The organism is Pantoea sp., assembly GCF_039594315.1.
Lineage (GTDB): Bacteria > Pseudomonadota > Gammaproteobacteria > Enterobacterales > Enterobacteriaceae > Pantoea.
This window is the reverse complement of the sequence record NZ_JBCNNP010000018.1, coordinates 51,243-74,266: the sequence shown is the minus strand read 5'-3', so window position 1 is coordinate 74,266 and position 23,024 is coordinate 51,243. Positions and strand designations below refer to the sequence as shown.

Here is a 23,024-nt window from a genome sequence, read left to right as displayed (position 1 = left end):
TCGACACTGAATTCGCTAAGCTGCAGAATGCGGTTGCGCTGAAAGATTCGCAGTTCACTGCGGCGGGTGATGCACTTGCTGTCAACGGCACAGTAAAAGTCGGCCTGGATGAGGAGTTTGAATTAACCACCGCTCAAGAAACCCAGTTGGTTACAGCTTCAGGCGTGACGCCAGCAAATGCTGAAATCATCACTGTCGGTTCAGGCGCTGACATTCGTATGTTCGTTGCTGATAACACCACGAATGAAGTGACTGAACTGAATGTCACCTTTAAAGACGGCGCTGCTGCGGGTGATGCATCTGTCATCGATACCGTGTCTAAAGGTGAAACCCTGAGCAAGCTGGATGCTGACGTGCTGCTGAACGGCGCAAGCACCCTGACTAACCTGAGCAATGTAAAAACCGGCAGCAAAATGACCGGTGCTGGCGGCGCTGAGTTCGAGCTGGATGCCAAGCTGAAAGATGCGATTTCTCAGGCTGTATTCAGCAGCGATGCCAAAACCAGCGGTCTGAAAGTTGTCGCTGATGGTCAAAACCCAGGCAACTACTTCGCTATCAATGAAAAAGGCGAAGCGCACACCTTCAAACTGGATGCCAACGGCGACGTTGACCCTGCTTCCATCACCGCTGCTGACGCACGTGACGCACACGAAGTGGCGAAAATCTCTGCCGGTGACAACCTGCTGGAAACCCTGGACGGCGCGCTGACCCACGTGACCAACTTCCAGGCTGACCTGGGTGCGATTCAGAACCGTTTCAGCTCTATCATCGCTAACCTGAACACCACCGTTATCAACACCACTGAAGCACGTTCACGTATTCAGGATGCAGACTTCTCGGTAGAAGTTTCAGCCATGAGCCGCGCGAACATCCTGCAACAGGCTGGCGTTTCAGTGCTGTCTCAGGCAAACCAGGTTCCTCAGAGCGTGCTGAGCCTGCTGCGTTAATGTTGTCGTCCCTACCTCCATACGTTTTGTAATCCTGAATTTTTGCCCTCCACGCCGGAGGGCTTTTTTATTTAATCTTGTGTGACACCAATGTAAGGTCGCCATTTACGACGACCGTTTTACCCTCAACAACTCAACTGTTGGCCCGTTTCATCAACGCATTGGCTACGGTATAAACCTCTTCAATCAACACATTATTGCTTTGGTTATTCGCCGCTACCCCGTTTTGCTCTTGCATCATGGCATCGGAGATCAGTGCCCTGAGATCTTTCGATGAACGCGCGCAGCGTTGCGCCAGATGACGTGCCTCTGCGGCAAAAACGCCCTCTTCATTGTGCAGCGCATAGCTGTAAGCTCGACTAGAAAGCGGCACTAACGCTGCGGCGATTTCTGCCATTTTTCGCGCCGCCTGCTGCAACTCATGCATCGCCAGCACCACCCCACACGCACTTTCCGTCAGCATGGCCACACGATTGGCATTGCTTTCAGGTGATATCAGCAACTGTTCATTTTTCTGCGCAATGCAAGTCGCTGCGTTCGCCAGTTCACTCACTCGTGTCGCAATCTCTTGTACCAATGCCGGTAGATGGGCGATTTGCTCGCGAATTGTGGCGTCTTGATGATGCAGCAGACCCGGCAGCTCTTCATGTAAACGAGAAGTATGTTGATGCAAACTGCGCAACAGCGTCAGCGTCGAAACTAGCAGCAACGTCGCCAAAGGCCAGGGACGGTGCAATACCGCGCCCACGCGATCGCCTAAATGCCGGGAAGGGATATCAATAGCCAGTAACCAGGATGTCCCGGCAATCGGTTGAGCAATCAGCGTATGTTCGCCGCTGGCAGTGCGAAAGAGTGAATGCCGCAGCCCTTCACCCGGCTGTGCTAGCAGCGCGCGTAAAGGCATGGCCATTGGCAGGTCATGATGATTCTTTGCCCCTTCCGTGGCCTCACCCACTACGCGCCCGTTATTTTCGACCAGCCACAACCGTCCGCCAATCCGCTCACCTAGTTCTTTGACCAGCGCATTAAAGAAATTGCGCTCTAAGCCCATCTCGTTTTCACCGCTCTCGGGCAACATTTTGTCCAACGTGTAACTTTTGAGTGTCACCACGTTTTCCGTCATTGATCGCTGCAGAGCCTCAACGCGATCAAGTTGCGCGCGCATTTGTTGCGCCAGCGCATCTACCTGGTCATGCAAGCGGGCGTTTTCAGATTTGATAATTGGCGGGATGATTCCGTACTGAATTAACACCAACAGCAGTATGGCAATAACAACCAATATAGAAGTAAGCAACATTGTATGAACGCCTGTAAAACATGGCAGCACCACACCGCCACTACAGCGTTATTTTAATATGGGAAAGGGGCAAAGCCTGCGCTAAAAACCCCGGTTAAATCGCCAATAACAGCGCATTATTGCTCAATCACTGTATTTTAAATTTTTAACCTTGTTAACTCACGGCCTGAGAAGCTTTGCACCTAATAATCAAGCAGTGAATTTATAAAAAAACCTGAATGATACAGGGTTTTTTTGGTCTATTAAGACGTGAGAAAATCAAACTTCGTTTGATGTGAGAGACTAAACATTCAAATCTACATGCTTAGCCTGAATCGAACGCATTAAAAAATATTAAAATGCACACCTCTTCGCCGGCCATTCACCGTTCATAATCACCTCCCCAAACCCGCTAGTGTTAAATCAATGCTTGTAGGTTTGATGAGCAGTTAGCTTTCAACCTTTAAGAAATTGATTGATGCTAACTCCTTATTGATTATGATTATTCTTCCTTATTTTCGTTAAAACACCGGAATTATCAGTGCTATAAGTGAGCTGAGTGTACAAGGCGAGCACTGGATGTTAACTTTATTAATGAGCAGTAAAGACCTATTTGGCAGCAGATAATTTTAAGCCCACTAAAATTAATAACCTTAATCCCTCCAGGCCAATCCAGCTTGGGGTGTTGAAAAAAATCCTGGCACACTTAAGAATCAGGCACGCTTTCTCAACCTATTATTAGGCTCATTAATAGGCATTAATAAAAAAAATTACTACCTGTGCTTTCACACCATTAATTAGAAGAATCAATTATCTATGCTCAACAACATTGCGATTGGATTGTCCGTTACGCTAGATACGCAAACACGCACGCTGACCCGGCTCAGCGATGGTAAAAATGTCAGTTTGCCCGCCTCCGCCAGTCTCTGTTTACAAGCATTAGCCGAAGCAAATGGCGAAGTGTTATCTCAGGAGCAGTTAATGGATATCGGTTGGCGTAGCTCGGGCGTCGAAGTCACAGACAACAGCGTGCGCGTGATGATCAACAAATTGCGTCGCGCACTGAACGATCTGGAATTGCAAAATGATGTCACTCTGTTGGCTGTTACACGCAGCGGTTATCGTCTAATTGTACGTGATAGCGGCTTCCAGCCCGCCTCTTTAGAGGCCGAACCTGACGAAGCATCGCCCATTCCTTTTACGCCTATCAAACAGCAAGAAGTGGTTAATACGTCGTCTTCTCAGCCTGCGCCTGCAGTTCGAGAATCGGCAAGGTGGAATCGGCCAATCCAGGCGGTATTAGCGGGGGTCATCGTTGGCCTACTAGTCAGTTTGGTGGTTCATAAGCTATTTATTCTAACGCCCACTCGCATCGACTTTGTGCCTTGGTATGGCCCTAATACGCCCCCAAATACGCAAGTACTGGTGCCACAAAATAAGCGTGATTGGGATCCGCTTATTGAAGCAACGTTAAAAACTTACACCCACTATGTAATAGAAAAACAGCCCAATATTAAACCGGCCAGAGTGTTATATATCACGATGGGCCTCAATCAAAACACCGCACACCAAGGGCTAATTGCCTGCCAACATCCGCTGCAGGAATCAAAGAATGACTGTGAATCGTTCTATTTTCGCGTTTATTAAGTCGCCGCTTACGCTGCTTTTTCTCGGTGGTTTTATTGTCGCTATTGGGGGCTTTGCAATTCGCACCTACAGCATTACACCGCTGAAAGATAGGTGCGCATTTCCGATAGCTTTTTTCCACATCCGTTCAGATGCGGATGTCACCATGACACGTGGCGTTTATCTCGCCTACCGCGACGGTCTGAACAAAGGCCATATGACCTTTATCGGCAATATTTCCCACTACAATCAGCAAGGATTGATTGCGCCACCCACACCAGTAAACCGCGAATTGCGTTTCACCGGCGAGGCTCACGATAATCAATTCGAAATGACTGTGGTGAGTCAAAGCCGACGTTTAAGCGATCTGAGCACCGATCAGGAAGTGAAGGATTACGTTTTCCCGCATATTGATCCGGGTAGCGTATCCTCCTCCGCGTTCTATTTGCTGGAGGGTAAAGTGCTGGCAGCGGGAACGGAAACCGTGGCGCGATCGGCCTGTGTGAATTAATCATCAGACCCTGTGCCTGCCATGGGGTCTACGCCAATGCTGCAATCAGTTGAGTAATCATATCGAAGCCGCTCGCCATTAACCGTTCGAAAAATACCGGTAACGTCTGCGCCAATAGGAACAGCGCCAGCATGCCGACGCTGAGCGTCAGCGGAAAGCCAACGACAAAAATCGATAACTGCGGGGTTAAGCGGTTCAGCAATGCCAGCGTCATGTTGATACACAGCAACAAAGCTATAATCGGCAGCCCCAGCATCAAGCCCTGGCTGAATATCAGCCCGGCACTGCTGACTAAATAGAGGAATCCTCCGGCATGCAAGGGATCGGCATTCACCGGCAGTGCGTAGAAGGTTTCCGATAACAACGCCAACGTCCATAAGTGGCCGTTGAGCGTCAGGAATAGCAAAGTGACCAGCAGATTGAGGAAGCGAGAAATCACCGGGCTGTTACCTACGCCTGGATCAAAGAAGGTGGCGAAGGAGAGGCCCATTTGCATGCCGATGATCTCGCCAGACAGACGTACAGCGGCGAACAGCAATTGCAGGGTTAAGCCCATCGCCGCACCAATCACCACTTGCTTTGCCATCACCCATACGCCGGTCCATGAGTAGAGACCAATCTGTGCATCTGGCACATTGGCACCCACCAGCAGCGCAATCAGCATGGCTAACGCAGCGCGTAAGCGCTTACTCACTGCCTTCTCACCAAAGATCGGTGCGACATATAACAGCGCAGCAATCCGCACCATAATCAGCAAATAGTGGCTGATCTGCTCGTAGAGCTGCTCAAGAGGGATGCCAAACGCCATTAGCCAATCGCATAGGGAATGTTGGCAAACAGTACACGAGTGTATTCAATAAAAATTTTCAACATCCACGGCCCAAGAATCACACCAACGCCAACAATCATTAGGATCTTCGGGATGAAGGTCATGGTCATTTCATTGATTTGCGTGGCGGCCTGCAAGATGCTGATAATCAGACCTGTCGCCAGTGCGACCAGCAGCAGCGGCCCAGCAATCATTAATCCGACTTTAATCGCCTGCATGCCCAGCACCATTACGCTTTCCGGTGTCATCGCGTTCTCCTTAGCTGTAGAAGCTTTGGGCCAACGAGCCCATCAGCAGTTGCCAGCCATCAACCAACACGAACAGCATGAGTTTGAACGGCAGCGCGATAGTGGTGGGCGGCACCATCATCATCCCCAATGCCATCAAAATACTGGCGACCACCAAATCGATAATCAGGAAAGGAATAAAGATGGTGAAACCAATCTGAAACGCGGTTTTCAGCTCGCTGGTAACAAAAGCCGGCACCAGGATGCTGAGCGGCACCGCTTCTGGCCCTTCCACCGGTTCGGTCTTGGCGATACGCGCGAACATCGCCAGATCGCTTTCACGCGTTTGATCCAGCATGAACGCACGTAACGGTTTGATACCTTCCGCCAGCGCGGTTTCCATGGTGATGCTGTTGTTTTGCAGCGGTTGCCAGGCTTTTTCGTAGATCTGATTGAATACCGGCGACATGACATAAAACGTGAGAAACAGTGCCAATCCAACCAGCACCTGATTGGGTGGCGCGGTGGGAGTACCCATCGCATTACGCAGCAAGCCCAAAACGATGACGATGCGGGTGAAGCCCGTCATCATCAGTAATACGCCGGGAATAAAAGTCATGCCACTCAGCAGCACCAGCGTTTGCACTGGCAGCGACCAACCGGCTTCACCCGCCGGACGGGCAATCACAATGTCGCTGTTGGCCGCTAGCGCACCGGCTGCGGGCAGCAATGTCAGCAGCAGCATCAGAAGCAAATGACGTGTCTTCATCACTTGCCATCCTTACGGTATTTCTGCCGCAGCGTTTCCAGCACAGCCGGGAAACTGGCGTTAGCTGACGGCGATGCAACGACCGCATCTGCCGGGCGCACCAGTGTCGCCAAACAACTGATTTGCGTGGCGGTGACACCCAGCACTAAGCGTTGCTCCCCCACATCCACCAACACCACGCGCTCGCGTGCACCTAACGATTTGCTGGCAACCAGATGAATGGCTCCGTGGCTATCGGCGAGGCGACGTGTCAGGCCGCTACGGCGAAACAGCCATGCCAGCGTCACCATCAACAACACCACCAGTACCAACGCACCGGTTACCGTCATCAATAGCGAATCAGAAGGCAGCGCTTCGCCAGCCTGGCGGGCAGACATTAGGGGAGCAGAACTGTTCATTAGCGACTCAGACGATGCATACGCTCAGATGGCGTAATGATATCGGTGATGCGGATACCAAATTTGTCGGAGACCACCACCACTTCACCCTGCGCAATCAAGTAGCCGTTGATTAAAATATCCAGCGGTTCACCGGCTAATCCATCCAGCGAGACCACTGAACCCTGGCTTAAACGCAGTAACTCTTTGATGGTCATCTTGGTACGCCCCAATTCCACGGTCATTTTTACCGGAATATCGAGGATCAGATTCATCTCTTCAGAAAATTGTGGAACAGCCATTTGATCTGTATTTCCCGCAGCGTGTTGCTCGCTCATCGCATCACCCCAAAGATTATCGATGGACTGATCGTCTGAACCCGACGAGTTATTCATATCGCTCATGGGGAAATTACTCCTTAGTTAATGATGACAATGCCGGCTGAACCATCTGTTCGACCTTGAGTGCATATTGGTTGTTGACGGAGCCATATTTCGCGGTAAAGACCGGCACACCGCCGACACAGGCTTCAATAAATTCTTGTTTATCCAGCGACAGCACATCGCCCTTTTTCATCTGCATCACATTGGAAAGTCGTGTATCCAATTCTGAGAATTGTGCAACCACTTCCAGCTGTGTTTCACGCATTTGACTGGCTAATAAACCGCGCCAGTTTGAATCCTCATAGCGTGAATTATCCATCGGCGGATTGCTTAGCAGTTCACGCAGCGGCTCAATGGTGCTAAATGGAATACAAATATTAAATTCACCACGATGTGAACCAATCTCCACCGAGAAGGGGGTCGTGACCACCACATCATTGGGCGAGGAAGTAATATTGGTGAACTTCACCTGCATTTCAGAACGGATATATTCCGTTTTGATTTTATAAATAGTGCTCCACGCAAATTCGTAGGCTTCACGCGCCATGCTCAGCATGCGATGAATCACGCGCTGTTCGGTGGGCGTGAATTCGCGTCCGTCGGCTTTAGTGGGGAAACGTCCATCGCCGCCAAACAGGTTATCGACCGCCATAAACACTAAACCCGGCGAGAATGACATCAACGAAGTGCCACGTAGCGGATTGAGATGTACTAAATTTAAGTTGGTCGGCACCGGTAAGTTACGCGCGAACTCATGGTATGGCTGAATGTTGATGTTGCCCGCGGTAATATCTGGACTACGACGCAACAGGTTAAACAGCCCCATACGAAACTGACGTGCGAAACGTTCATTGATGATTTCCAGCGAATGAAGTCGCTCGCGAATCACCCGACGTTGGGTATGCGGATCATAAGGTTTAATCCCTTCGTCCGTTCCGACACCATGCGGATCTTCGCTGCTCTCATTATCGGCATTGAGCAAACGATCGATTTCATCCTGAGACAAAAAGCTATCAGCCATAATATTTACCGCAGAATAAATTCATTAATAAGAACATCGGAGGGAACAATCGCCAGATTAGCCTCTAGAGGTTTGCTAAGTTCGTTTTTGATACTTTCAATCAGCTGAGTTTTCCCGGCATCGGTAGATAATGATTCATAGGTTTGCTGTGTGAGCAACATAAAAAGGCGGCTGCGATATTCTGGTAAATATTTCTCCAGAATTGATACCGATGACTTATCAGCAAGTCGTATTGATAAACCCAAAAAAAGCACGCGATCAGACTCATTTGCCGTGGGTTTTAAACTCACGGTAAAGGTATTCATCGACACATACAGCGGATCAACCGGTTTTACTGGTTCAGGTGCAGTTTCTCCAGTTGCGGCAACGGCATCTGTGCGCGCGGGAGCGAACTTTAGCTCCCAGAGCAAATAACCACTGATAGCACAAGCAGCGATAGCAAATATCATTAGCAAAAGAGTGAGGAGCGAGCGTTTCCCTCCACTTTTCTTGGCCTTCTTTTTTTCGTTATCCATGATTCATAAACTCTGCAATAAAGGGGACGTCTTATTGTCCAGCCGAACATAATATGGCGAGTATTGTAGTCCATGTGGGGTGCTGAATAATTAGGCGATAAAATTTCATTCCTGTTGCTTATTCAGCACTTCAGGCGAAAGTGTTAATTCCGTAAATATTTCCAGGTGTAGTTGTTAATAATGTAGGAACAATGTCATCTTCTGGCCCTAATTCTTCCGGTTGGCTGGCTTCTTGTTGTCCATCCGCATCCTGTTCACCCTGCGCGTTAGCATCCGCGTACGGATTATTATCTGCGCCTACGCTGGCCTGCCCCAGTTGTAAACCGGCTTCTGCCATCGCGGTGCGCAATTGCGGCATGGCATGCTCCATCGCCTGACGCACCAGCGCATGTTCACTGACAATATGCACTTGAGCCTGATCCTGGTGCACACGCAGCGTGATATGCAGCGATCCTAACTCTTCCGGGTGCAGACGAATTTCTGCATTGTGCATGCCATTGCGGCTAAATACCGCAATATGCTGGCTAACGGATTGCTTCCACTGCGGCGTTTCCGGCGGATAAGTCACCGTAGCGACGGACATCGCCTGCGTATTCGCCACCGGCCGCAGGGTGATAGGCATTGGTGCCGCTACCGGCTGGGCTGAAGGGGTTTCAACCGCCATAACGGGTTCCATCGCCATCGCTGGGGTAAACACTGCCGCTGGCGCACTGCTGGTTTTTTCCGTGCCTCGACTTAACACCAATGGCGCCTCTGCAATAACTGGCGCTGTGGGTTTCAGGTTAACGGATGCCAACAGCGGATTGATCATGGGCCCTTTGGCTTCGGTTATCACCGGGGCAATGTCGGCGTTGGAGGACAGTTGCGTTACCCACTGTTGCAACTGCCATTGTGGATTATCATCAGCCAAAACCTCCAACAACACTGAGGGCAAATCCTTCTCGTCCATTTCGCTATCGTCGCTCAGTGCCACTTCGCCTGCTAATTCCAGTTCAACCGGTAGCTCGCTCGCTGAGGGAGTCAGAACTAAAGGCGCGGCTTCAGGCGTACCCTCCGCGATCGCAGGCAATACTTCACTGTGCAGCACCAGCAGCAGTTGCTCTAAATCGCCGAGTTTCTCATCCAGCGTTAAACCAAAATTTTTGTCGCTGAGCTTACCCAGTTTAGGCAACGACTCCGCGCTACCCGCCAGTAACGTGGCGATATCGATATTCATAATCTCTCTCTTTTCTGTCCGGCTCGTTGGGCAAACTCATCCATCAGCTTTTGCTCCTGACGGCTTTCCACCAAGGCTTGCGCCGTCTCGCGACGAACAATGAGCGTCTCAAACGCGTTAAGCTTGCGCTTCTCCTGCATCCAGTTCGCTTTGGTCTTATCCACCACACGCTCGCAGCTATTAACGTGCTTTTCGTGTTGCTTCACTACCTGATTCAACGACACGATAAAGGCTTGATGGTTAACTAAATCCGCCACCGACATACCGTGCCCCATCATTCCTTGTCGCAAGGATCGTTGGTATTCCTGCTCGTAGCCCTGCAACTGTTCATGCTGCGTCACCGCTTGTTGCAGTGTTTGCTGCACACTGCCAAGCGTGCGTGTGGTTGCGGTCAGTTTCTCTTCTGCCATGTCGCGCAGCATGGTCATGGGATTTTTTACTTTCATCGCCTTATTCCGTTATGTCCGGGAACAGCTGAGATAATCCGGCAATTGCAGCGTCGTACGGCGCTGATTCATGGATCGCCTGATGCAGAAACGCTTCCAGCGCCGGAAAGTGATTAATCGCCTGATCGAGTAACGGATCGCTGCCTTTCACGTAGGCACCCACGCTAATCAAATCGCGGTTACGCTGATAAGCTGACAGCATCTGCTTGAAGCGTTGCACCTTGCGGTACTGGGCATGCGGGATCAGTTCGGTCATCGCGCGGCTGATCGAGGCTTCGATATCAATCGCCGGATAGTGGCCAGATTCGGCCAAACGGCGTGATAAAACGATGTGACCATCAAGGATCGCACGGGCGGAATCCGCGATGGGATCTTGTTGATCGTCGCCTTCGGTCAGCACGGTGTAAAATGCGGTAATCGATCCGCCGCCGGGCATGCCGTTACCGGTGCGCTCCACCAGCGCAGGTAAGCGGGCAAATACGGAAGGTGGATAGCCTTTGGTGGCCGGTGGTTCGCCAATCGCCAGCGCCACTTCACGTTGCGCCATCGCATAACGCGTCAGTGAATCCATGATCAGTAAGACGTTGAGACCACGATCGCGGAAGTCTTCGGCAATGCGCGTGGCGTACACCGCGCCCTGCATGCGCAGAATCGGTGAAACATCAGCGGGTGCGGCAATCACCACCGCACGTTCGCGGCCGGCTTCGCCCAGAATGTTTTCGATGAAGTCTTTAACTTCACGGCCACGCTCACCAATCAAACCCACCACAATCACATCCGCAGTGGTGAAGCGCGCCATCATGCCGAGCAGCACACTTTTGCCAACGCCGGAACCGGCAAACAGGCCCATACGTTGCCCACGTCCAACGGTCAACAAGCCGTTGATGGCGCGCACACCGACATCCAGCACGTTTTTAATCGGATCGCGATGTAGCGGATTTAAGGTCGGGGTAAACAGGCCAGCCGCCGGTTTGCCCGGCGGTGCGCGGCCATCCAGCGGACGGCCCTGTGCATCCAGTACGCGCCCCAGCAAATGTGGCCCAACCGGCAACTGCTTGCCCTCGGCGCAATCGCCATCTGGCGCGTAAACACGCGCGCCAGGCAGAATGCCATCGACATTTTCCAACGGCATCAGATACAGCGTATGGCCGTTGAATCCCACCACTTCGCTCTCGACTTGCGCGATGCCTTTGCCTGTTTGACGTTCCACGATACATAACGAGCCAATCGGCAACTTCAAGCCCACCGCTTCCATTACCAAGCCGGTGGCGCGCGTTAATTTGCCGTACTGGCGAAACGCCGGCATTTCGCTGAGTTTCTCCTCGACCCGATCCAGCGCCTGCAACCAGCTCTTTAACTGCTGGCTCATTGCGACAGCTCCTCGCGTGCTAGCTGACACAGCGCCTGCCAGCGGGTTTCCATGCTGGCATCAAACTCGACATCCGGCGACACCACGCGACAGCCGCCCGGCGCCAGTTGCGCATCACTGTGCAACGCCCAACCGACCTGCGCCAGGGTGTCACCTAACGCCTGCGCCAGTTGTGCACGGTCGTCAGGATGAACATAAAGCTGAATGGTGCCGTGCAGCAGCGCATCCTGTTTCATCAGGCTGCGAATCTGTTTCACCAGCACGCTGTTGTCAGCCATGCTGATGTTGCCGTACAGCTGCTGGACGGCAGTCAGCGACAGTTGCACCAAACGGCCTGGAATCAGACTGTCGAGATTTTCCACCGCCAGTTTAAAGTTGCTGATCCACTGCTCGGCCTGGCGTAACAGTGCTTGTTGCTGCGCCTGCGCATCCTGCATGCCTTTGGCTAAGCCGGCTTCGCGTCCTTCACGCACGCCCGCCTCAAAACCCTGTTTGCGGCCTTCTTCTTCACCGCGCGTCAGTCCTTGATTGAAACCTTGCTGCTCTGCCTGCTTACGCAAACGTGCCAGTTCAGCTTTTAGCTGTTCATCAGATTGCGCGCTGTCGAGACTGGGTAGCGGCGCTTCCACCGCTTCACTGAGCAGCAAGTTATCCGGCTGCCAGCTCTGCCATTGTGGTGCGCTGGATTTATCAGACGTAGGCATCGTCGCTGCCTCCGATGATCATCTCGCCTGCTTCCGCTAAACGACGCACGATGTTGAGGATAGTTTTCTGCTCGGCTTCCACTTGTGACAAGCGTACCGGACCACGCGATGCCAAATCTTCGGCCATCAGATCCGCCTGACGACGAGACATATTGAAGAAGAACTTCTGACGCAACTCTTCGTTGGCGCCTTTCAGTGCCACGATCAGCGTCTCGGTTTCCACTTCCTGCAACAGACGCTGGATACTGCGATCCTCGACTTCGATCAGGTTCTCGAACAGGAACATCTCATCAATGATTTTCTGTGCCAGTTCGCCGTCGAACTCACGAACTGCATCAATTGCTGATTCTTCCTGCTGCGATTTCATCAGGTTAAGAATCTCTGCCGCCGGACGCACACCGCCCATTTTGCTGCGCTTGAGATTCTGACCGTGCAGCAAGTTATTCAGCACTTCGGTCAACTCTTGCAATGCGGCTGGCTGGACACCGCCAAAGGTGGCGATACGCAGCATGATGTCGTTACGCTCACGATCTTCAAATCTGCCCAGTACATCGGCCGCCTGGTTACGTTTCAGGTGCACCAGAATGGTGGCGATGATCTGCGGATGCTCTTCACGGATCAGATCAAATACCGCCTGTGGATCCATAAAGTTGAGCGTCTCAATCCCGTTGTTACCTTGATGACTATCCAGCAAGTCCTCCAGCAACGACGAGGCGCGTTCTTCGCCCAACGCTTTGACCAGCACGCTACGCAGATACTCATTGGTATTCAGGCTCAGCGCCGCGTATTCAGTGGAGTCGGTTCTAAACTCCTGTAAAACATTGGCCATTTGTTCATGGGTAAAGCCTGCCATGTTGACCATGGAGCTACTGATCTGCTTCACCTCATGGGCATTCAAATGCTTATACACTTCAGCGGCCAATTCATCGCCCAACGTCAACATGACGATGGCGCTTTTTTCAGAGGCATTCATGATTTGAGCTCCTTATTCATCCATTGACGGATTACCAGGGCAATAACGCGTGGTTCCTTCTCAGCGAGTTCACGCAACTGCAGGGCGTTAAGATCGCTATCCTCACGCAATTGCGCACGGGAAAGAGCATTCTTCTCGGCAGCACGTTTTCTCTCTGCCAACACTTCCTCTCGCGCTTCTTTTTCCATTTCCAGCTTGCGCAGATTAGCCTCGATATGTTTCTGCCACGCGGGTTGCACCAGCTTGCGCCACATCACCCAGGCGATAATGGCAATCACCAGATATCGGGCAATCGACATCAACAACGCATGGAATTTCTCTTGCTCCCAGAAAGGAGGAAGCGGCTCTTCAATCACACCGTTAAACGGTGAGTTGAGGATGTTGACGCTGTCACCACGGCGGTCGCTGAAGCCAATCGCTTCTTTCACTAAGGTATTGATGCGCGCCAGCTCGGCGTCGTTCATCGGGCCAGGTGTGCCCTCTTCGCCCTGGGGCAGATGATTAATCACCACCGCCACCGACAGGCGCTCAATACGTCCCATGTTGGATTTGGTGTGCGTCAGCGTGCGGTCGACTTCGAAGTTGGTGGTTTCATCGCTGCGGTTGTTGAACGGTTGCCCGCTGTCTCGCGTCGCCGTGCTGCCAGTGCCGCTGGTTTTGGCATTGGCCTCACCTGGCTTTTGCAGTGGCTGGGTGATCGGCGCCGTAGCTGGCGTTGGTGGCTGGTTGGTCAACGCGCCCGGTACGCCACTGGCACCACGTGAATTGCCTTGCTCCGCTGAGCTGGCCTGACGGCTACGAATCGCCATTTTTTGTGGGTCGGAATTCGGCTGGTACTGCTCTTGTGTCTGCTCTTGCTGAGTGAAATCGACTTGCGCTGTCACCTGAGCACGTACATTGTTGTCACCGACCAACGGCGCCAAAATGCGCTGAATGCGCTGCTGATAGTCGCTTTCAATCTCATTGGTGTACTTGAGCTGTGAGGTTTGCAGGCCACGCGCGCCGCCTTGCGTCAGCAAGTTACCGCGTTGATCGACAATGGTGACATTCTCAGCAGATAAGCCGGTCACCGCGCTGGAAATCAGATGGGTGATCGCCACCACCTGGCCTTCATCCAGCGTGCGTCCCTGAATCAGGTTCACCGTCACCGAAGCGGTTGGCTGCTTCTGATCGCGTACAAACATCGACGGTTTAGGCACCGCTAAATGCACGCGAGCAGTCTGGATCGGTCCCAGATTTTCGATGGTACGTGACAGCTCACCTTCCAGCGCACGCTGGTAATTGATCTGCTCGCTGAACTGGCTGATACCAAACTTTTCCTTGTCCAGCAGTTCAAAGCCCACCGATCCACCTTTCGGCAAACCCTGTTGCGCCAGCTTCATCCTTGCTTCATGTACCTGCGCTTCTGGCACCATAATGATGCCGCCAGGCGTTTCGATGCGATACGGCACATTCAGCTGCGTCAGCTGCGCCACAATCGCCCCACCATCTTCATCGCTGATGTTGCTGAACAGCACGCGATAGCCCGGCTCTTTAGCCCAGAACATCAGTGCGATAATCACCGACAATGCCGCAGCAGCGACGAATGCCAATATTATCTTTGGACTCGAACGAAGTGATGACATCGCGGATTTAATTCGCTCTGTCGGATTGTTATTTAGACCATTTAATGTGGCACTCATGCCGTTATCCTGTAAGAAATAACACGCACCGATAATGCGCGTCAGCCAACGCAATTGCGCTAACTGATATCTACGAAGCAAATTCAAGTGGAATTTTCAGGCGGCCATTATCTGCTGAATGCGACAATTTTTAACCATAAATAAGCCCGAACTTCTGTTCGCTTATCGGATTTTCTCGCTTATTTACCCGCATGTTAAGCTGTCGGCGTTTAAAAGATGTGCAATCCAATTGCGCATTTTTCTTTGATAATCCAGGAAATGAATAATGTCAGCTACATTAATGCGCGGCGTACTCGATCAGATCCAAACCCAGGCACAGCAAGTCTCTGGGCAGCATCGCATCAAATCTGGTGCACAGGAAAATGCACCCTCGTTCTCCGATGCGTTATTTAACAGCATCAGCGAAATAAATAAAACTCAGCTTGATGCTAAAAACATGACGCAGCAGTGGATGTCTGGCAGCAGCGATATTGGCTTGAATGATGTGATGCTCGCGATGCAGAAATCCTCTATTTCATTCAGTTTCGGCATGCAAGCGCGTAATAAAATGATCAGTGCTTATCAAGAAATAATGAACACCCCGGTATAAGGCCTGTTTTCATTCTATGAGCGAAATTAACTTCACTTCTGCGCGCTTATTTAAGAATACGTTAATCCTTTCGGATAACGAATTAGAGCGTTTCGGGAAATTGATTTACCGACGTGCAGGAATTGTGGTTAACGCACAGAAACGAGAGATGATTTTCAATCGTCTTTCACGGCGGGTGCGCGAACTGGCTCTCAGCAGTTTTAGCGAATACGCCACGATTTTAGAGTCGCATCCGGAACATCCAGAGTGGCAGACGTTTATCAACGCGCTGACCACCAACCTGACCTCTTTTTTCCGCGAATCGTACCATTTCCCGATTCTGGCGGAACATGCGCGTCAGGCGCGGCAACAGGTTGATAGTTATCGCGTGTGGTGCACTGCGGCATCTACCGGTGAAGAGCCTTGCTCGATTGCTATCACGCTGGATGAAGTTCTGGGCGCGACGGTAGCAGGCCCACGCATTTGGGCTTCAGACATTGATACCGATGTCCTGAGTAAAGCTGAAACTGGCGTGTATCGCTTGAACGATCTCACCGCGTTAACGCTGATGCAAAAGCGTAATTACTTTTTACGCGGCTCGGGTGAAAACAACAATCTGGTCAAAGTGAAACGGGAACTGCTCAGCAGCATCCATTACCAGCAGCTTAATTTGCTGGATGCTCGCTGGCCGGTACCCGAACCCTTTGATGCCATTTTTTGCCGCAACGTAATGATTTATTTCGATAACGCAACGCAGTTGAAGTTGTTGCAGCGCTTTGCTCGCCTGCTGAAACCCGGTGGCCTGCTATTTGTTGGGCATTCGGAGCATTTCACTTCCCCTAACCTGCCGCTGCGCCTACGCGGGCAATCGGTTTATGAACTGACGGAGAACTTGCGATGAATCCGATACGCGTTCTGGCGGTAGATGACTCGGCGTTGATACGCAATCTGCTCAGCGTAGTGGTTAATCAGCAGCCGGACATGGAGATGGTAGCGACCGCACCGGACCCGCTGATTGCGCGTGAATTGATTAAAAAGCTCAATCCGGATGTGCTGACGCTGGATATTGATATGCCGCGCATGGATGGATTGGAGTTTCTTTCACGCCTGATGCGCCTGCGCCCGATGCCAGTGATCATGATTTCATCGCTGACCCAACGCGGCTCCAGCACGACGTTAGCCGCATTGGAGCATGGCGCGGTCGATTTCTTGCCAAAACCCGGCAACCAGGCCGCGAGTGGGATGCAGCTGTGGGGCGAACAATTGGTCGAAAAAATCCGCATAGCTGCCAAAGCAAAATTACATCGTCACGGCGTTAATACCGCGATGAAGCCGATGATTAGCAAGATTAAAGTTGATCAATCCAATCTGATTGCGATTGGCTCATCGACCGGCGGCACCGAAGCGCTGCGCCGCATGCTGGAACCCATGCCAACCAACTGCCCTGGTATTGTCATCGCCCAACACATGCCTGCGGGCTTTACCCGTTCATTTGCCCAGCGCATGGATTCGCTGTGCCAGATTTCAGTGCGTGAAGCGCAAGATGGCGAACCGTTATTAGCAGGCAATGCCTTGATTGCACCGGGCGATCTGCACATGAGCGTGGTCCGCCGTGCTAAGGGCTATGAAGTTCAACTCAGCGATGCTGAACCGGTCAACCGCCATCGTCCTTCGGTGGACGTGCTGTTTGATTCGGTGGCGCAGCAGGCGGGGAAACATGCCAGTGCCGCGATTCTCACTGGAATGGGCAGCGATGGTGCGCGTGGACTACTGGCGCTACGCCAGGCCGGCGCTTATACGCTGGCACAAAGTGAAGCCAGCTGCGTGGTGTTCGGCATGCCGCGTGAAGCGATTGCGCTGGGCGCCGCCTGTGATGTGCTCGATCTCGATCACATCAGTCAGCGTCTGCTGGACAGTTTTAGCTGTACCAAATTACGTCATTAATCGATTAACAACGTTCAGGAGACACCTTAAATGTCAGATAAAAACTTGCGTTTCCTGGTGGTGGATGACTTTGCCACCATGCGACGCATTGTCCGTAACCTACTGCAAGACCTGGGCTACAAGAACATAGAAGAAGCTGAAGATGGTCAGGACGCCCTGAACAAACTGCGCGCTGATGTGTTCGATTTTGTGGTCAGCGACTGGAATATGCCGAACATCGACGGCCTCGAGCTGCTGAAAACCATTCGTGCCGACAGCGCCATGGCCAAACTGCCGGTGCTGATGGTGACCGCCGAAGCCAAACGCGAAAACATCATTGCGGCCGCACAAGCGGGTGCCAATGGTTACATCGTCAAGCCGTTTACTGCCGCCACGTTGGAAGAGAAGCTCGGCAAAATCTTTGAAAAACTTGGGTAATAGCCATGGATCCAGAATTAAATTTGCAGGCAGATGATCCCAAAGATCTGTTTCTGCGTATCGGCCAGCTGACGCGTTTGCTACGTGACAGCATGGCTAACCTCGGCCTTGAACAGGCAATTATGGAAGTGGCAGATGCCTTTCCTAACACCCGCGATCGCCTCAACTATGTAGTGGGTAAAACCTCGCAGGCCGCCGATCGCGCATTAACCAGCGTGGAAGTGGCGCGCCCCTTGCAGGACGCAATGAGTGAGAACGCCGGTGCACTCAGTGAACGCTGGGATGCGTGGTTTGCCAATCCCCAGCCGCTGGAAGATGCTCGTGAGCTGGTGAAAGAGACGCGCGCGTTCCTGCATCAGGTGCCAGAGATGACCCAGCAAACCAATCGCCAGCTGACTGAAATCATGATGGCGCAAGATTTCCAGGATCTCACTGGCCAGGTGCTGCAAAGCCTGATGGTGGTGATATCTAAAGTAGAAACTGAGCTGATTAGCGTGCTGGTGGAAAACATGGGTGAGCGTGAAGCGCGGGCCATTGAAGGTGAAGATCAGCTGAAAAACGGCCCACAAATCAACGCCACCGCGGAAGGTATTGCGGCTTCTCAGGAACAGGTTGATGACCTGCTGGAGTCCCTCGGCTTCTGATGATGCCAGGCGAACGCCATGTCTGAAGAGAGTGATAACGAAAAAACGGAAGACCCCACACCCCAGCGAAAACAGAAAGCGCGGGAAGAGGGGCAGGTTCCGCGATCGCGTGAGCTCACCACCCTCGCGATGTTGCTGGTTGGCTGCAGCTTGATGCTGGCGGGCGGTGATTTTCTGGTGGGGAAATTGATGCACCTGCTGCACAACGGCCTGACCTTTGATCGCCTGTTGGTACGCGATCCCCAACATATGCTGGATCAAGCCGGAGCGTTACTCGGTATCGCTTTTTTGGCGTTGTTACCGCTGGTGGGTGGTTTGTATATCACCGCCGTCAGCGCACCGTTGATCATTGGTGGCCTGAATCTGAGCGGCAAGGCAATCAAGCTCAACCTGAAAAAGCTCAACCCGATAAGCGGCATCAAACGTCTGTTCTCCGCGCAGATGCTTTCGGAAATGGTGAAAGCCATTCTCAAAGTGTCACTGGCGGGTATCGGCGGCGGCCTGTTTCTGCTGCACAACAAGAGCAAGTTTATCGGGTTGATGTTTGAACCGCTGGGTATGGCATTAAGTGATATCAGCAGCATCCTGATTGGTTGCATGCTGGTCATCATCCTGTCGCTGATTCCAATGGTGGCGTTTGATGTGATTTATCAGCTGTGGAGCAACTGGAAAAAGCTGCGCATGACGCGTCAGGAAGTGAAGGACGAGTTCAAGAAGCAGGAAGGTGATCCACAACTTAAAGGTCGTGTTCGCCAAATACAGCGTCAAATGGCGCAGCAACGCATGATGACCGATGTACCGACCGCCGACGTAGTGGTCAACAACCCGACACATTATTCGGTGGCGTTAAAATACCAGGAAGGCAGCATGGGCGCGCCGGTCGTCGTCGCGAAAGGCAGTGGTCTGATCGCCCTGCGCATCCGTGAACTGGCAGAAGAGAGCCGTATTCCGATGCTGGAAGCCCCGCCACTGGCGCGTGCGTTGTACCGCCATTGCGAACCCGGCGCGCCAGTACCCACTGAACTGTATAACGCCGTAGCTGAAGTTTTAGCTTGGGTTTATGGCCTGCGCCGCTGGCGTAAAGGCTATGGCATTCGCCCGCAGCAACCAAAAGATCTGCCGGTTCCGGCGGCGCTGGACTTTGCACAAGAGAGTGAGAGTGATGGCTAATATCGCCACAAAACTACGTTTACCTGGTCTGAAGGAGACCCAATGGCAAGTGCTGGCCGGTCCAGTGCTGATCATGACCATCCTTGCGATGATGATCTTGCCGCTGCCCACCTTCGTGCTGGATCTGTTTTTTACCTTCAACATTGTCCTGTCGATCATGATTCTGTTGGTGGCGATGTTCACCCAGAAGACGCTGGAGTTCTCGGCGTTCCCGACGGTGTTGCTGTTTTCGACGCTATTGCGTCTGGCACTGAACGTCGCATCCACCCGTGTGATCCTGATGCACGGCCACACCGGTTCTGCCGCTGCGGGTCAGGTGGTTGAAGCTTTCGGCCACTTCCTGGTCGGCGGCAATTTTGCCATCGGCATCATCGTCTTCATCATCCTGATTATCATCAACTTTATGGTGATCACCAAAGGGGCGGGACGTATTGCTGAAGTCGGCGCGCGCTTCACTCTTGATGGCATGCCCGGCAAACAGATGGCGATCGATGCCGATCTTAATGCCGGTTTGATTGGCGAAGAAGAAGCCAAACGCCGTCGTAAAGAGGTGACACAGGAAGCCGATTTCTACGGTTCGATGGATGGTGCCAGTAAATTTGTGCGTGGTGATGCGATCGCTGGCCTGATGATCATGGCGATCAATGTGATTGGCGGTTTGATTATTGGCGTAATGCAGCACGACATGTCGGTTGGCATGGCAGGTGAAACTTACACCTTGCTGACCATTGGTGATGGTCTGGTCGCGCAGATTCCCGGCCTGGTAATCTCTACCGCCGCGGGCGTGGTTGTGACACGCGTGGTTAACGATCAGGATGTCGGCGAGCAGATGATTGGTCAGCTGTTTAGCTCGCCACGCGTGCTGATGCTGGCGGCTGCGGTGATCGGCCTGCTGGGCATGATTCCAGGTATGCCGAACTTTGTTTTCCTGCTGTTCACTGCGGTGCTGCTGGGCGTGGCCTGGTGGATGCGCGGCCGTGAAGCGGAAAATAAAGCCAAAGGTTCGAACACCAGCGATATCTCGCTGCCGGAAGCGGAAACCGCGCAGGTCAACGAAGCCACCTGGTCTGATGTGCAGATGGAAGATGAGCTTGGCCTCGAAGTGGGCTATCGCCTCATTCCAATGGTTGATCAGGAGCAAAACGGTCAGTTGCTGACGCGTGTGCGCGGCATTCGTAAGAAATTCGCGCAGCAGATGGGCTTCTTGCCACCCGCGGTGCATATCCGTGACAACCTGGATCTGCCGCCAACACGCTATCGCATCTTGCTGAAAGGCGTGGAGATTGGTCACGGCGAGATCCAACCGGATCGCTGGATGGCGATCAATCCTGGCTGCGCGGAAGGCGATGTGCCGGGCACGGTGTGTACTGAGCCGACCTTTGGTCTGCCTGCGTTGTGGATTGATGAAGTGCATCGCGAACTGGCGCAAACACTCGGTTACACGGTAGTTGATCCGAGTTCGGTGGTGGCAACGCATCTGAATCATTTGATCTCAACGCATACCGAAGAACTGTTTGGCCGCCAGGAAGCACAACAGTTGCTGGATCAGCTCACCAAGCATGCGCCGAAGCTGGTTGAGGATTTGATTCCTGCGGTGATCAGCCTGACGACGCTGCATAAGGTGCTGCAAAATCTGTTGTCAGAACGTGTGCCAATCCGCGATATGCGCACCATCATTGATACGTTGGCGGAGTTTGCCACCAGCAACAGTGATGCTGATGAATTAACGGCGCGCGTGCGTGCACGCTTGTCACGCGCCATCACGCAGCAATGGTTCCCCGGTGAAGAGGATGTGCAGGTGATCGGTCTGGATCTGTCGCTGGAACAGTTGCTGGTGCAAGCGACCCAGAGCGGTAGCGCCATCGAACCCGGCATTGCTGAGAGTTTGATGAAGCAGACCGAACAAGCCTTGATGCATCAGGAAGGATTGGGTGCGCCGCCGGTGCTGCTGGTAAATCCATCACTGCGTCTGATGCTGTCGCGTTATTTGCGCCGCATCTTCCCGCAAATGGCGGTGCTCTCCAGTCAGGAAATCAACACCCAGCGCAACGTGCGCATGACGTGGGTGATTGGTGGCAAAGCATGATGCGTCGCCTGCTGCTGCTGAGTTTAGTGATTTCGCCACTGGCATTGGCAAGCGACGGTTCTTGGAGCAGCCAGAGCTTTGGCGGCATGATGACGCGCGGCCAGCAAGTGGTCAAAAGCCAGCCGGTGCACCCTACTTCGGCACTCCCGGCGGGCGCAATCGCCAAACAGTTGACGTGGAAGATCTCGCCAGATGGCCCCACGCCGATGGGTTTTATGATCAAAGTGTGCGGCGGCAATCGCTGCCTGCCATTATCAGGATTGAGCGGCGAAATGCCGTTGCCGGTGAGTTTCCCGGCGGGCGGACCGCTGCGTTTTGAATATTACTCATCGGTGCGAGGTAATTTATCGCCACCGCTGACGCTATTGAGTAATCAAGTCACCGTGGAATATCGGTTACGAAAATAACAAAAAACCGCGGCAATAACCGCGGTTTTTCTGTGCTGCATCGCAGATGTTACTGCGCTAACGCATCCTGCGCTTCTTTCAACTCTTCACGCGCTTCAGCCAATTTACGCTGCTGTTTTTCAATCTTTTTGCTGCTACCTTCAGCTTGCGCCTTGGCTAAATCCTGCTCGCGCTCCTGTACTTTCAACTGCTTCTCAGCCACTTTTTCCTGGCGCTGTTTCAGCAAGCTGCTCTCGGTGCAGTGCTCGTTGGTTTCACGCAGCGCTTTTTCCAAACCCGCAACACGTTCCGCATTGCCATGTTCACGCGCCATCGCCAGCTCTTGTTGGATATCTTGCTTCTTAGCTTCACATCCGGTTGCTGCTTGCACGGAAGTGATGGTTAACGCCGAGAAAAGAATCGACAGGGTAATCAGGGTGTTTTTCATGATGAACTCTTGGTTGAAATCGTTGGGCGCTATTATACGAAGAGTTCTTAACAGGATCTTAAAGGCGAGGTCTTGGTTAATGGGGAAATGCCGCCTGGATTGATGTGGATCAGCTTTGAACAATTAGTTCGTTTGCAGCCGCTAATTGCAAACACTAAATATACCGCGTAGCATTGTTAGCTCGGATGGTTACAGGGATTTTGGCAACGAAATCGCATCCCACTTCCTGATTACAGGTTCGTCCATGACGGTAAAGTGTCCTGACCCGCTGCAAAGCGGCTGAGACCCCCGCAAAATTTCCTCTTCTGCTAAAGAACATGTTTTCCTTGGTTTTGGCAGCAGAATGGAAAGTCATTGTTTAAAGCTGTTATTCGCTTCCTTCTACTACTCGCATTGCGCAGACTTCTGGAAATATCCATTGCGACTTTAAACACACGTAACGATTTATTGGCAACAGGCACGCTCAACGATCCCGGTTCGGTTCTGGTTA

Annotated in this window: 26 protein-coding genes; 11 read left to right on the top strand and 15 right to left on the bottom strand. The window is 52.3% G+C overall.

All coding sequences use genetic code 11. From position 1 onward, the window contains the following. Window positions 1-947 (top strand): flagellin (locus ABDW13_RS12875; protein ID WP_343552943.1); only part of this gene is annotated, 947 nt, incomplete at its 5' end. Window positions 948-1,080: 133 nt separating this feature from the next. On the opposite strand, the gene ABDW13_RS12870 is transcribed toward ABDW13_RS12875, so the two are convergent. Then, entirely contained in the window at window positions 1,081-2,244 is a 1,164-nt protein-coding gene (locus ABDW13_RS12870) for a methyl-accepting chemotaxis protein (RefSeq protein WP_343552942.1), read from the bottom strand. 795 nt (window positions 2,245-3,039) lie between these two features. On the opposite strand from ABDW13_RS12870, the gene ABDW13_RS12865 reads away from it, so the two are divergent. Together ABDW13_RS12865 and ABDW13_RS12860 are read left to right on the top strand one after the other, a co-directional pair. Then, on the top strand, window positions 3,040-3,870 hold the full coding sequence (locus tag ABDW13_RS12865; RefSeq protein ID WP_343552941.1) for a winged helix-turn-helix domain-containing protein: 831 nt from the start codon (window positions 3,040-3,042) through the stop codon (window positions 3,868-3,870). A 145-nt stretch (window positions 3,871-4,015) separates the two neighbouring features. Then, entirely contained in the window at window positions 4,016-4,360 is a 345-nt protein-coding gene (locus tag ABDW13_RS12860; RefSeq protein WP_343552940.1) for a hypothetical protein, read from the top strand. A gap of 28 nt (window positions 4,361-4,388) precedes the next feature. On the opposite strand, the gene fliR is transcribed toward ABDW13_RS12860, so the two are convergent. The 13 genes from fliR to fliF all read right to left on the bottom strand — a co-directional run bounded on the left by fliR (window position 4,389) and on the right by fliF (window position 14,871). Continuing rightward, on the bottom strand, window positions 4,389-5,168 hold the full coding sequence (gene fliR, locus ABDW13_RS12855; RefSeq protein ID WP_343552939.1) for a flagellar biosynthetic protein FliR: 780 nt from the start codon (window positions 5,166-5,168) through the stop codon (window positions 4,389-4,391). Further along, complete coding sequence (gene fliQ / locus ABDW13_RS12850) at window positions 5,168-5,437, bottom strand: flagellar biosynthesis protein FliQ (protein ID WP_343552938.1); 270 nt, start codon at window positions 5,435-5,437, stop codon at window positions 5,168-5,170. Before fliQ ends, fliR begins: the two co-directional genes overlap by 1 nt. Window positions 5,438-5,447: 10 nt before the next feature. Then, window positions 5,448-6,161 carry a flagellar type III secretion system pore protein FliP gene (fliP, locus tag ABDW13_RS12845; RefSeq protein ID WP_343552948.1) on the bottom strand — a complete coding sequence of 238 codons (714 nt, stop codon included), beginning with the start codon at window positions 6,159-6,161 and terminating at the stop codon, window positions 5,448-5,450. Between the two features lie 23 nt (window positions 6,162-6,184). Continuing rightward, the gene (gene fliO, locus ABDW13_RS12840) at window positions 6,185-6,583 is read right to left on the bottom strand and encodes a flagellar biosynthetic protein FliO (RefSeq protein ID WP_343552937.1); all 399 of its coding nucleotides are present in this window, start codon (window positions 6,581-6,583) and stop codon (window positions 6,185-6,187) included. Further along, window positions 6,583-6,966: a flagellar motor switch protein FliN gene (gene fliN / locus ABDW13_RS12835; RefSeq protein ID WP_343552936.1), complete on the bottom strand. Its 384-nt coding sequence runs from the start codon at window positions 6,964-6,966 to the stop codon at window positions 6,583-6,585. Before fliN ends, fliO begins: the two co-directional genes overlap by 1 nt. Window positions 6,967-6,973: 7 nt before the next feature. After that, window positions 6,974-7,966 (bottom strand): flagellar motor switch protein FliM, encoded by a 993-nt coding sequence (gene fliM / locus ABDW13_RS12830; RefSeq protein WP_343552935.1) that lies wholly within the window; start codon window positions 7,964-7,966, stop codon window positions 6,974-6,976. 5 nt (window positions 7,967-7,971) lie between these two features. Further along, a complete protein-coding gene (locus tag ABDW13_RS12825; protein WP_343552934.1) occupies window positions 7,972-8,481 on the bottom strand; it encodes a flagellar basal body-associated FliL family protein in 510 nt (169 codons plus the stop codon). A gap of 130 nt (window positions 8,482-8,611) precedes the next feature. Continuing rightward, a complete protein-coding gene (locus ABDW13_RS12820) occupies window positions 8,612-9,697 on the bottom strand; it encodes a flagellar hook-length control protein FliK (RefSeq protein WP_343552933.1) in 1,086 nt (361 codons plus the stop codon). Beyond that, the gene (gene fliJ / locus ABDW13_RS12815) at window positions 9,694-10,143 is read right to left on the bottom strand and encodes a flagellar export protein FliJ (RefSeq protein ID WP_343552932.1); all 450 of its coding nucleotides are present in this window, start codon (window positions 10,141-10,143) and stop codon (window positions 9,694-9,696) included. Before fliJ ends, ABDW13_RS12820 begins: the two co-directional genes overlap by 4 nt. 4 nt (window positions 10,144-10,147) lie before the next feature. Beyond that, window positions 10,148-11,512: a flagellar protein export ATPase FliI gene (gene fliI / locus ABDW13_RS12810; RefSeq protein ID WP_343552931.1), complete on the bottom strand. Its 1,365-nt coding sequence runs from the start codon at window positions 11,510-11,512 to the stop codon at window positions 10,148-10,150. Then, window positions 11,509-12,216: a flagellar assembly protein FliH gene (locus ABDW13_RS12805; protein WP_343552930.1), complete on the bottom strand. Its 708-nt coding sequence runs from the start codon at window positions 12,214-12,216 to the stop codon at window positions 11,509-11,511. Before ABDW13_RS12805 ends, fliI begins: the two co-directional genes overlap by 4 nt. Continuing rightward, window positions 12,203-13,189 carry a flagellar motor switch protein FliG gene (fliG, locus tag ABDW13_RS12800; RefSeq protein ID WP_343552929.1) on the bottom strand — a complete coding sequence of 329 codons (987 nt, stop codon included), beginning with the start codon at window positions 13,187-13,189 and terminating at the stop codon, window positions 12,203-12,205. The genes ABDW13_RS12805 and fliG overlap by 14 nt, the downstream gene beginning before the upstream one ends. Further along, complete coding sequence (gene fliF / locus ABDW13_RS12795) at window positions 13,186-14,871, bottom strand: flagellar basal-body MS-ring/collar protein FliF (protein ID WP_343552928.1); 1,686 nt, start codon at window positions 14,869-14,871, stop codon at window positions 13,186-13,188. Before fliF ends, fliG begins: the two co-directional genes overlap by 4 nt. Before the next feature lie 265 nt (window positions 14,872-15,136). Between fliF and fliE the strand changes: the two genes are divergently transcribed. From fliE to ABDW13_RS12755, 8 genes are read left to right on the top strand one after another with little or no spacing between them, the layout of a single operon-like run. Further along, window positions 15,137-15,460 (top strand): flagellar hook-basal body complex protein FliE, encoded by a 324-nt coding sequence (gene fliE / locus ABDW13_RS12790; protein ID WP_343552927.1) that lies wholly within the window; start codon window positions 15,137-15,139, stop codon window positions 15,458-15,460. 16 nt (window positions 15,461-15,476) lie between these two features. Next, a complete protein-coding gene (locus ABDW13_RS12785) occupies window positions 15,477-16,340 on the top strand; it encodes a CheR family methyltransferase (protein ID WP_343552926.1) in 864 nt (287 codons plus the stop codon). After that, the gene (locus ABDW13_RS12780; RefSeq protein ID WP_343552925.1) at window positions 16,337-17,383 is read left to right on the top strand and encodes a chemotaxis response regulator protein-glutamate methylesterase; all 1,047 of its coding nucleotides are present in this window, start codon (window positions 16,337-16,339) and stop codon (window positions 17,381-17,383) included. The genes ABDW13_RS12785 and ABDW13_RS12780 overlap by 4 nt, the downstream gene beginning before the upstream one ends. A gap of 30 nt (window positions 17,384-17,413) precedes the next feature. Then, window positions 17,414-17,800 carry a chemotaxis response regulator CheY gene (gene cheY, locus ABDW13_RS12775; protein ID WP_343552924.1) on the top strand — a complete coding sequence of 129 codons (387 nt, stop codon included), beginning with the start codon at window positions 17,414-17,416 and terminating at the stop codon, window positions 17,798-17,800. 5 nt (window positions 17,801-17,805) lie between these two features. Beyond that, window positions 17,806-18,444, top strand: a complete 639-nt coding sequence (gene cheZ, locus ABDW13_RS12770) for a protein phosphatase CheZ (RefSeq protein ID WP_343552923.1) — start codon at window positions 17,806-17,808, stop codon at window positions 18,442-18,444. 18 nt (window positions 18,445-18,462) lie between these two features. After that, window positions 18,463-19,614, top strand: coding sequence for a flagellar biosynthesis protein FlhB (flhB, locus tag ABDW13_RS12765; protein WP_343552922.1), 1,152 nt, complete (start codon window positions 18,463-18,465; stop codon window positions 19,612-19,614). Next, window positions 19,607-21,700 (top strand): flagellar biosynthesis protein FlhA, encoded by a 2,094-nt coding sequence (flhA, locus tag ABDW13_RS12760; RefSeq protein WP_343552921.1) that lies wholly within the window; start codon window positions 19,607-19,609, stop codon window positions 21,698-21,700. The genes flhB and flhA overlap by 8 nt, the downstream gene beginning before the upstream one ends. Beyond that, the gene (locus ABDW13_RS12755; RefSeq protein ID WP_343552920.1) at window positions 21,697-22,107 is read left to right on the top strand and encodes a flagellar protein FlhE; all 411 of its coding nucleotides are present in this window, start codon (window positions 21,697-21,699) and stop codon (window positions 22,105-22,107) included. Before flhA ends, ABDW13_RS12755 begins: the two co-directional genes overlap by 4 nt. 49 nt (window positions 22,108-22,156) lie before the next feature. Here ABDW13_RS12755 and ABDW13_RS12750 read toward each other — a convergent pair whose 3' ends face one another. Then, a complete protein-coding gene (locus ABDW13_RS12750; protein WP_343552919.1) occupies window positions 22,157-22,534 on the bottom strand; it encodes a DUF1090 domain-containing protein in 378 nt (125 codons plus the stop codon). Between the last annotated feature and the right edge of the window lie 490 nt (window positions 22,535-23,024).

Excerpts from the sequence above, each read along its gene's own strand:
- ABDW13_RS12870 (WP_343552942.1), bottom strand. The coding sequence starts at position 2,244 with ATGTTGCTTACTTCTATATTGGTTGTTATTGCCATACTGCTGTTGGTG.
- ABDW13_RS12865 (WP_343552941.1), top strand. The coding sequence starts at position 3,040 with ATGCTCAACAACATTGCGATTGGATTGTCCGTTACGCTAGATACGCAA.
- ABDW13_RS12860 (WP_343552940.1), top strand. The coding sequence starts at position 4,016 with ATGACACGTGGCGTTTATCTCGCCTACCGCGACGGTCTGAACAAAGGC.
- fliR (WP_343552939.1), bottom strand. The coding sequence starts at position 5,168 with ATGGCGTTTGGCATCCCTCTTGAGCAGCTCTACGAGCAGATCAGCCAC.
- fliQ (WP_343552938.1), bottom strand. The coding sequence starts at position 5,437 with ATGACACCGGAAAGCGTAATGGTGCTGGGCATGCAGGCGATTAAAGTC.
- fliP (WP_343552948.1), bottom strand. The coding sequence starts at position 6,161 with ATGCTGCTGCTGACATTGCTGCCCGCAGCCGGTGCGCTAGCGGCCAAC.
- fliO (WP_343552937.1), bottom strand. The coding sequence starts at position 6,583 with ATGAACAGTTCTGCTCCCCTAATGTCTGCCCGCCAGGCTGGCGAAGCG.
- fliN (WP_343552936.1), bottom strand. The coding sequence starts at position 6,966 with ATGAGCGATATGAATAACTCGTCGGGTTCAGACGATCAGTCCATCGAT.
- fliM (WP_343552935.1), bottom strand. The coding sequence starts at position 7,966 with ATGGCTGATAGCTTTTTGTCTCAGGATGAAATCGATCGTTTGCTCAAT.
- ABDW13_RS12825 (WP_343552934.1), bottom strand. The coding sequence starts at position 8,481 with ATGGATAACGAAAAAAAGAAGGCCAAGAAAAGTGGAGGGAAACGCTCG.
- ABDW13_RS12820 (WP_343552933.1), bottom strand. The coding sequence starts at position 9,697 with ATGAATATCGATATCGCCACGTTACTGGCGGGTAGCGCGGAGTCGTTG.
- fliJ (WP_343552932.1), bottom strand. The coding sequence starts at position 10,143 with ATGAAAGTAAAAAATCCCATGACCATGCTGCGCGACATGGCAGAAGAG.
- fliI (WP_343552931.1), bottom strand. The coding sequence starts at position 11,512 with ATGAGCCAGCAGTTAAAGAGCTGGTTGCAGGCGCTGGATCGGGTCGAG.
- ABDW13_RS12805 (WP_343552930.1), bottom strand. The coding sequence starts at position 12,216 with ATGCCTACGTCTGATAAATCCAGCGCACCACAATGGCAGAGCTGGCAG.
- fliG (WP_343552929.1), bottom strand. The coding sequence starts at position 13,189 with ATGAATGCCTCTGAAAAAAGCGCCATCGTCATGTTGACGTTGGGCGAT.
- fliF (WP_343552928.1), bottom strand. The coding sequence starts at position 14,871 with ATGAGTGCCACATTAAATGGTCTAAATAACAATCCGACAGAGCGAATT.
- fliE (WP_343552927.1), top strand. The coding sequence starts at position 15,137 with ATGTCAGCTACATTAATGCGCGGCGTACTCGATCAGATCCAAACCCAG.
- ABDW13_RS12785 (WP_343552926.1), top strand. The coding sequence starts at position 15,477 with ATGAGCGAAATTAACTTCACTTCTGCGCGCTTATTTAAGAATACGTTA.
- ABDW13_RS12780 (WP_343552925.1), top strand. The coding sequence starts at position 16,337 with ATGAATCCGATACGCGTTCTGGCGGTAGATGACTCGGCGTTGATACGC.
- cheY (WP_343552924.1), top strand. The coding sequence starts at position 17,414 with ATGTCAGATAAAAACTTGCGTTTCCTGGTGGTGGATGACTTTGCCACC.
- cheZ (WP_343552923.1), top strand. The coding sequence starts at position 17,806 with ATGGATCCAGAATTAAATTTGCAGGCAGATGATCCCAAAGATCTGTTT.
- flhB (WP_343552922.1), top strand. The coding sequence starts at position 18,463 with ATGTCTGAAGAGAGTGATAACGAAAAAACGGAAGACCCCACACCCCAG.
- flhA (WP_343552921.1), top strand. The coding sequence starts at position 19,607 with ATGGCTAATATCGCCACAAAACTACGTTTACCTGGTCTGAAGGAGACC.
- ABDW13_RS12755 (WP_343552920.1), top strand. The coding sequence starts at position 21,697 with ATGATGCGTCGCCTGCTGCTGCTGAGTTTAGTGATTTCGCCACTGGCA.
- ABDW13_RS12750 (WP_343552919.1), bottom strand. The coding sequence starts at position 22,534 with ATGAAAAACACCCTGATTACCCTGTCGATTCTTTTCTCGGCGTTAACC.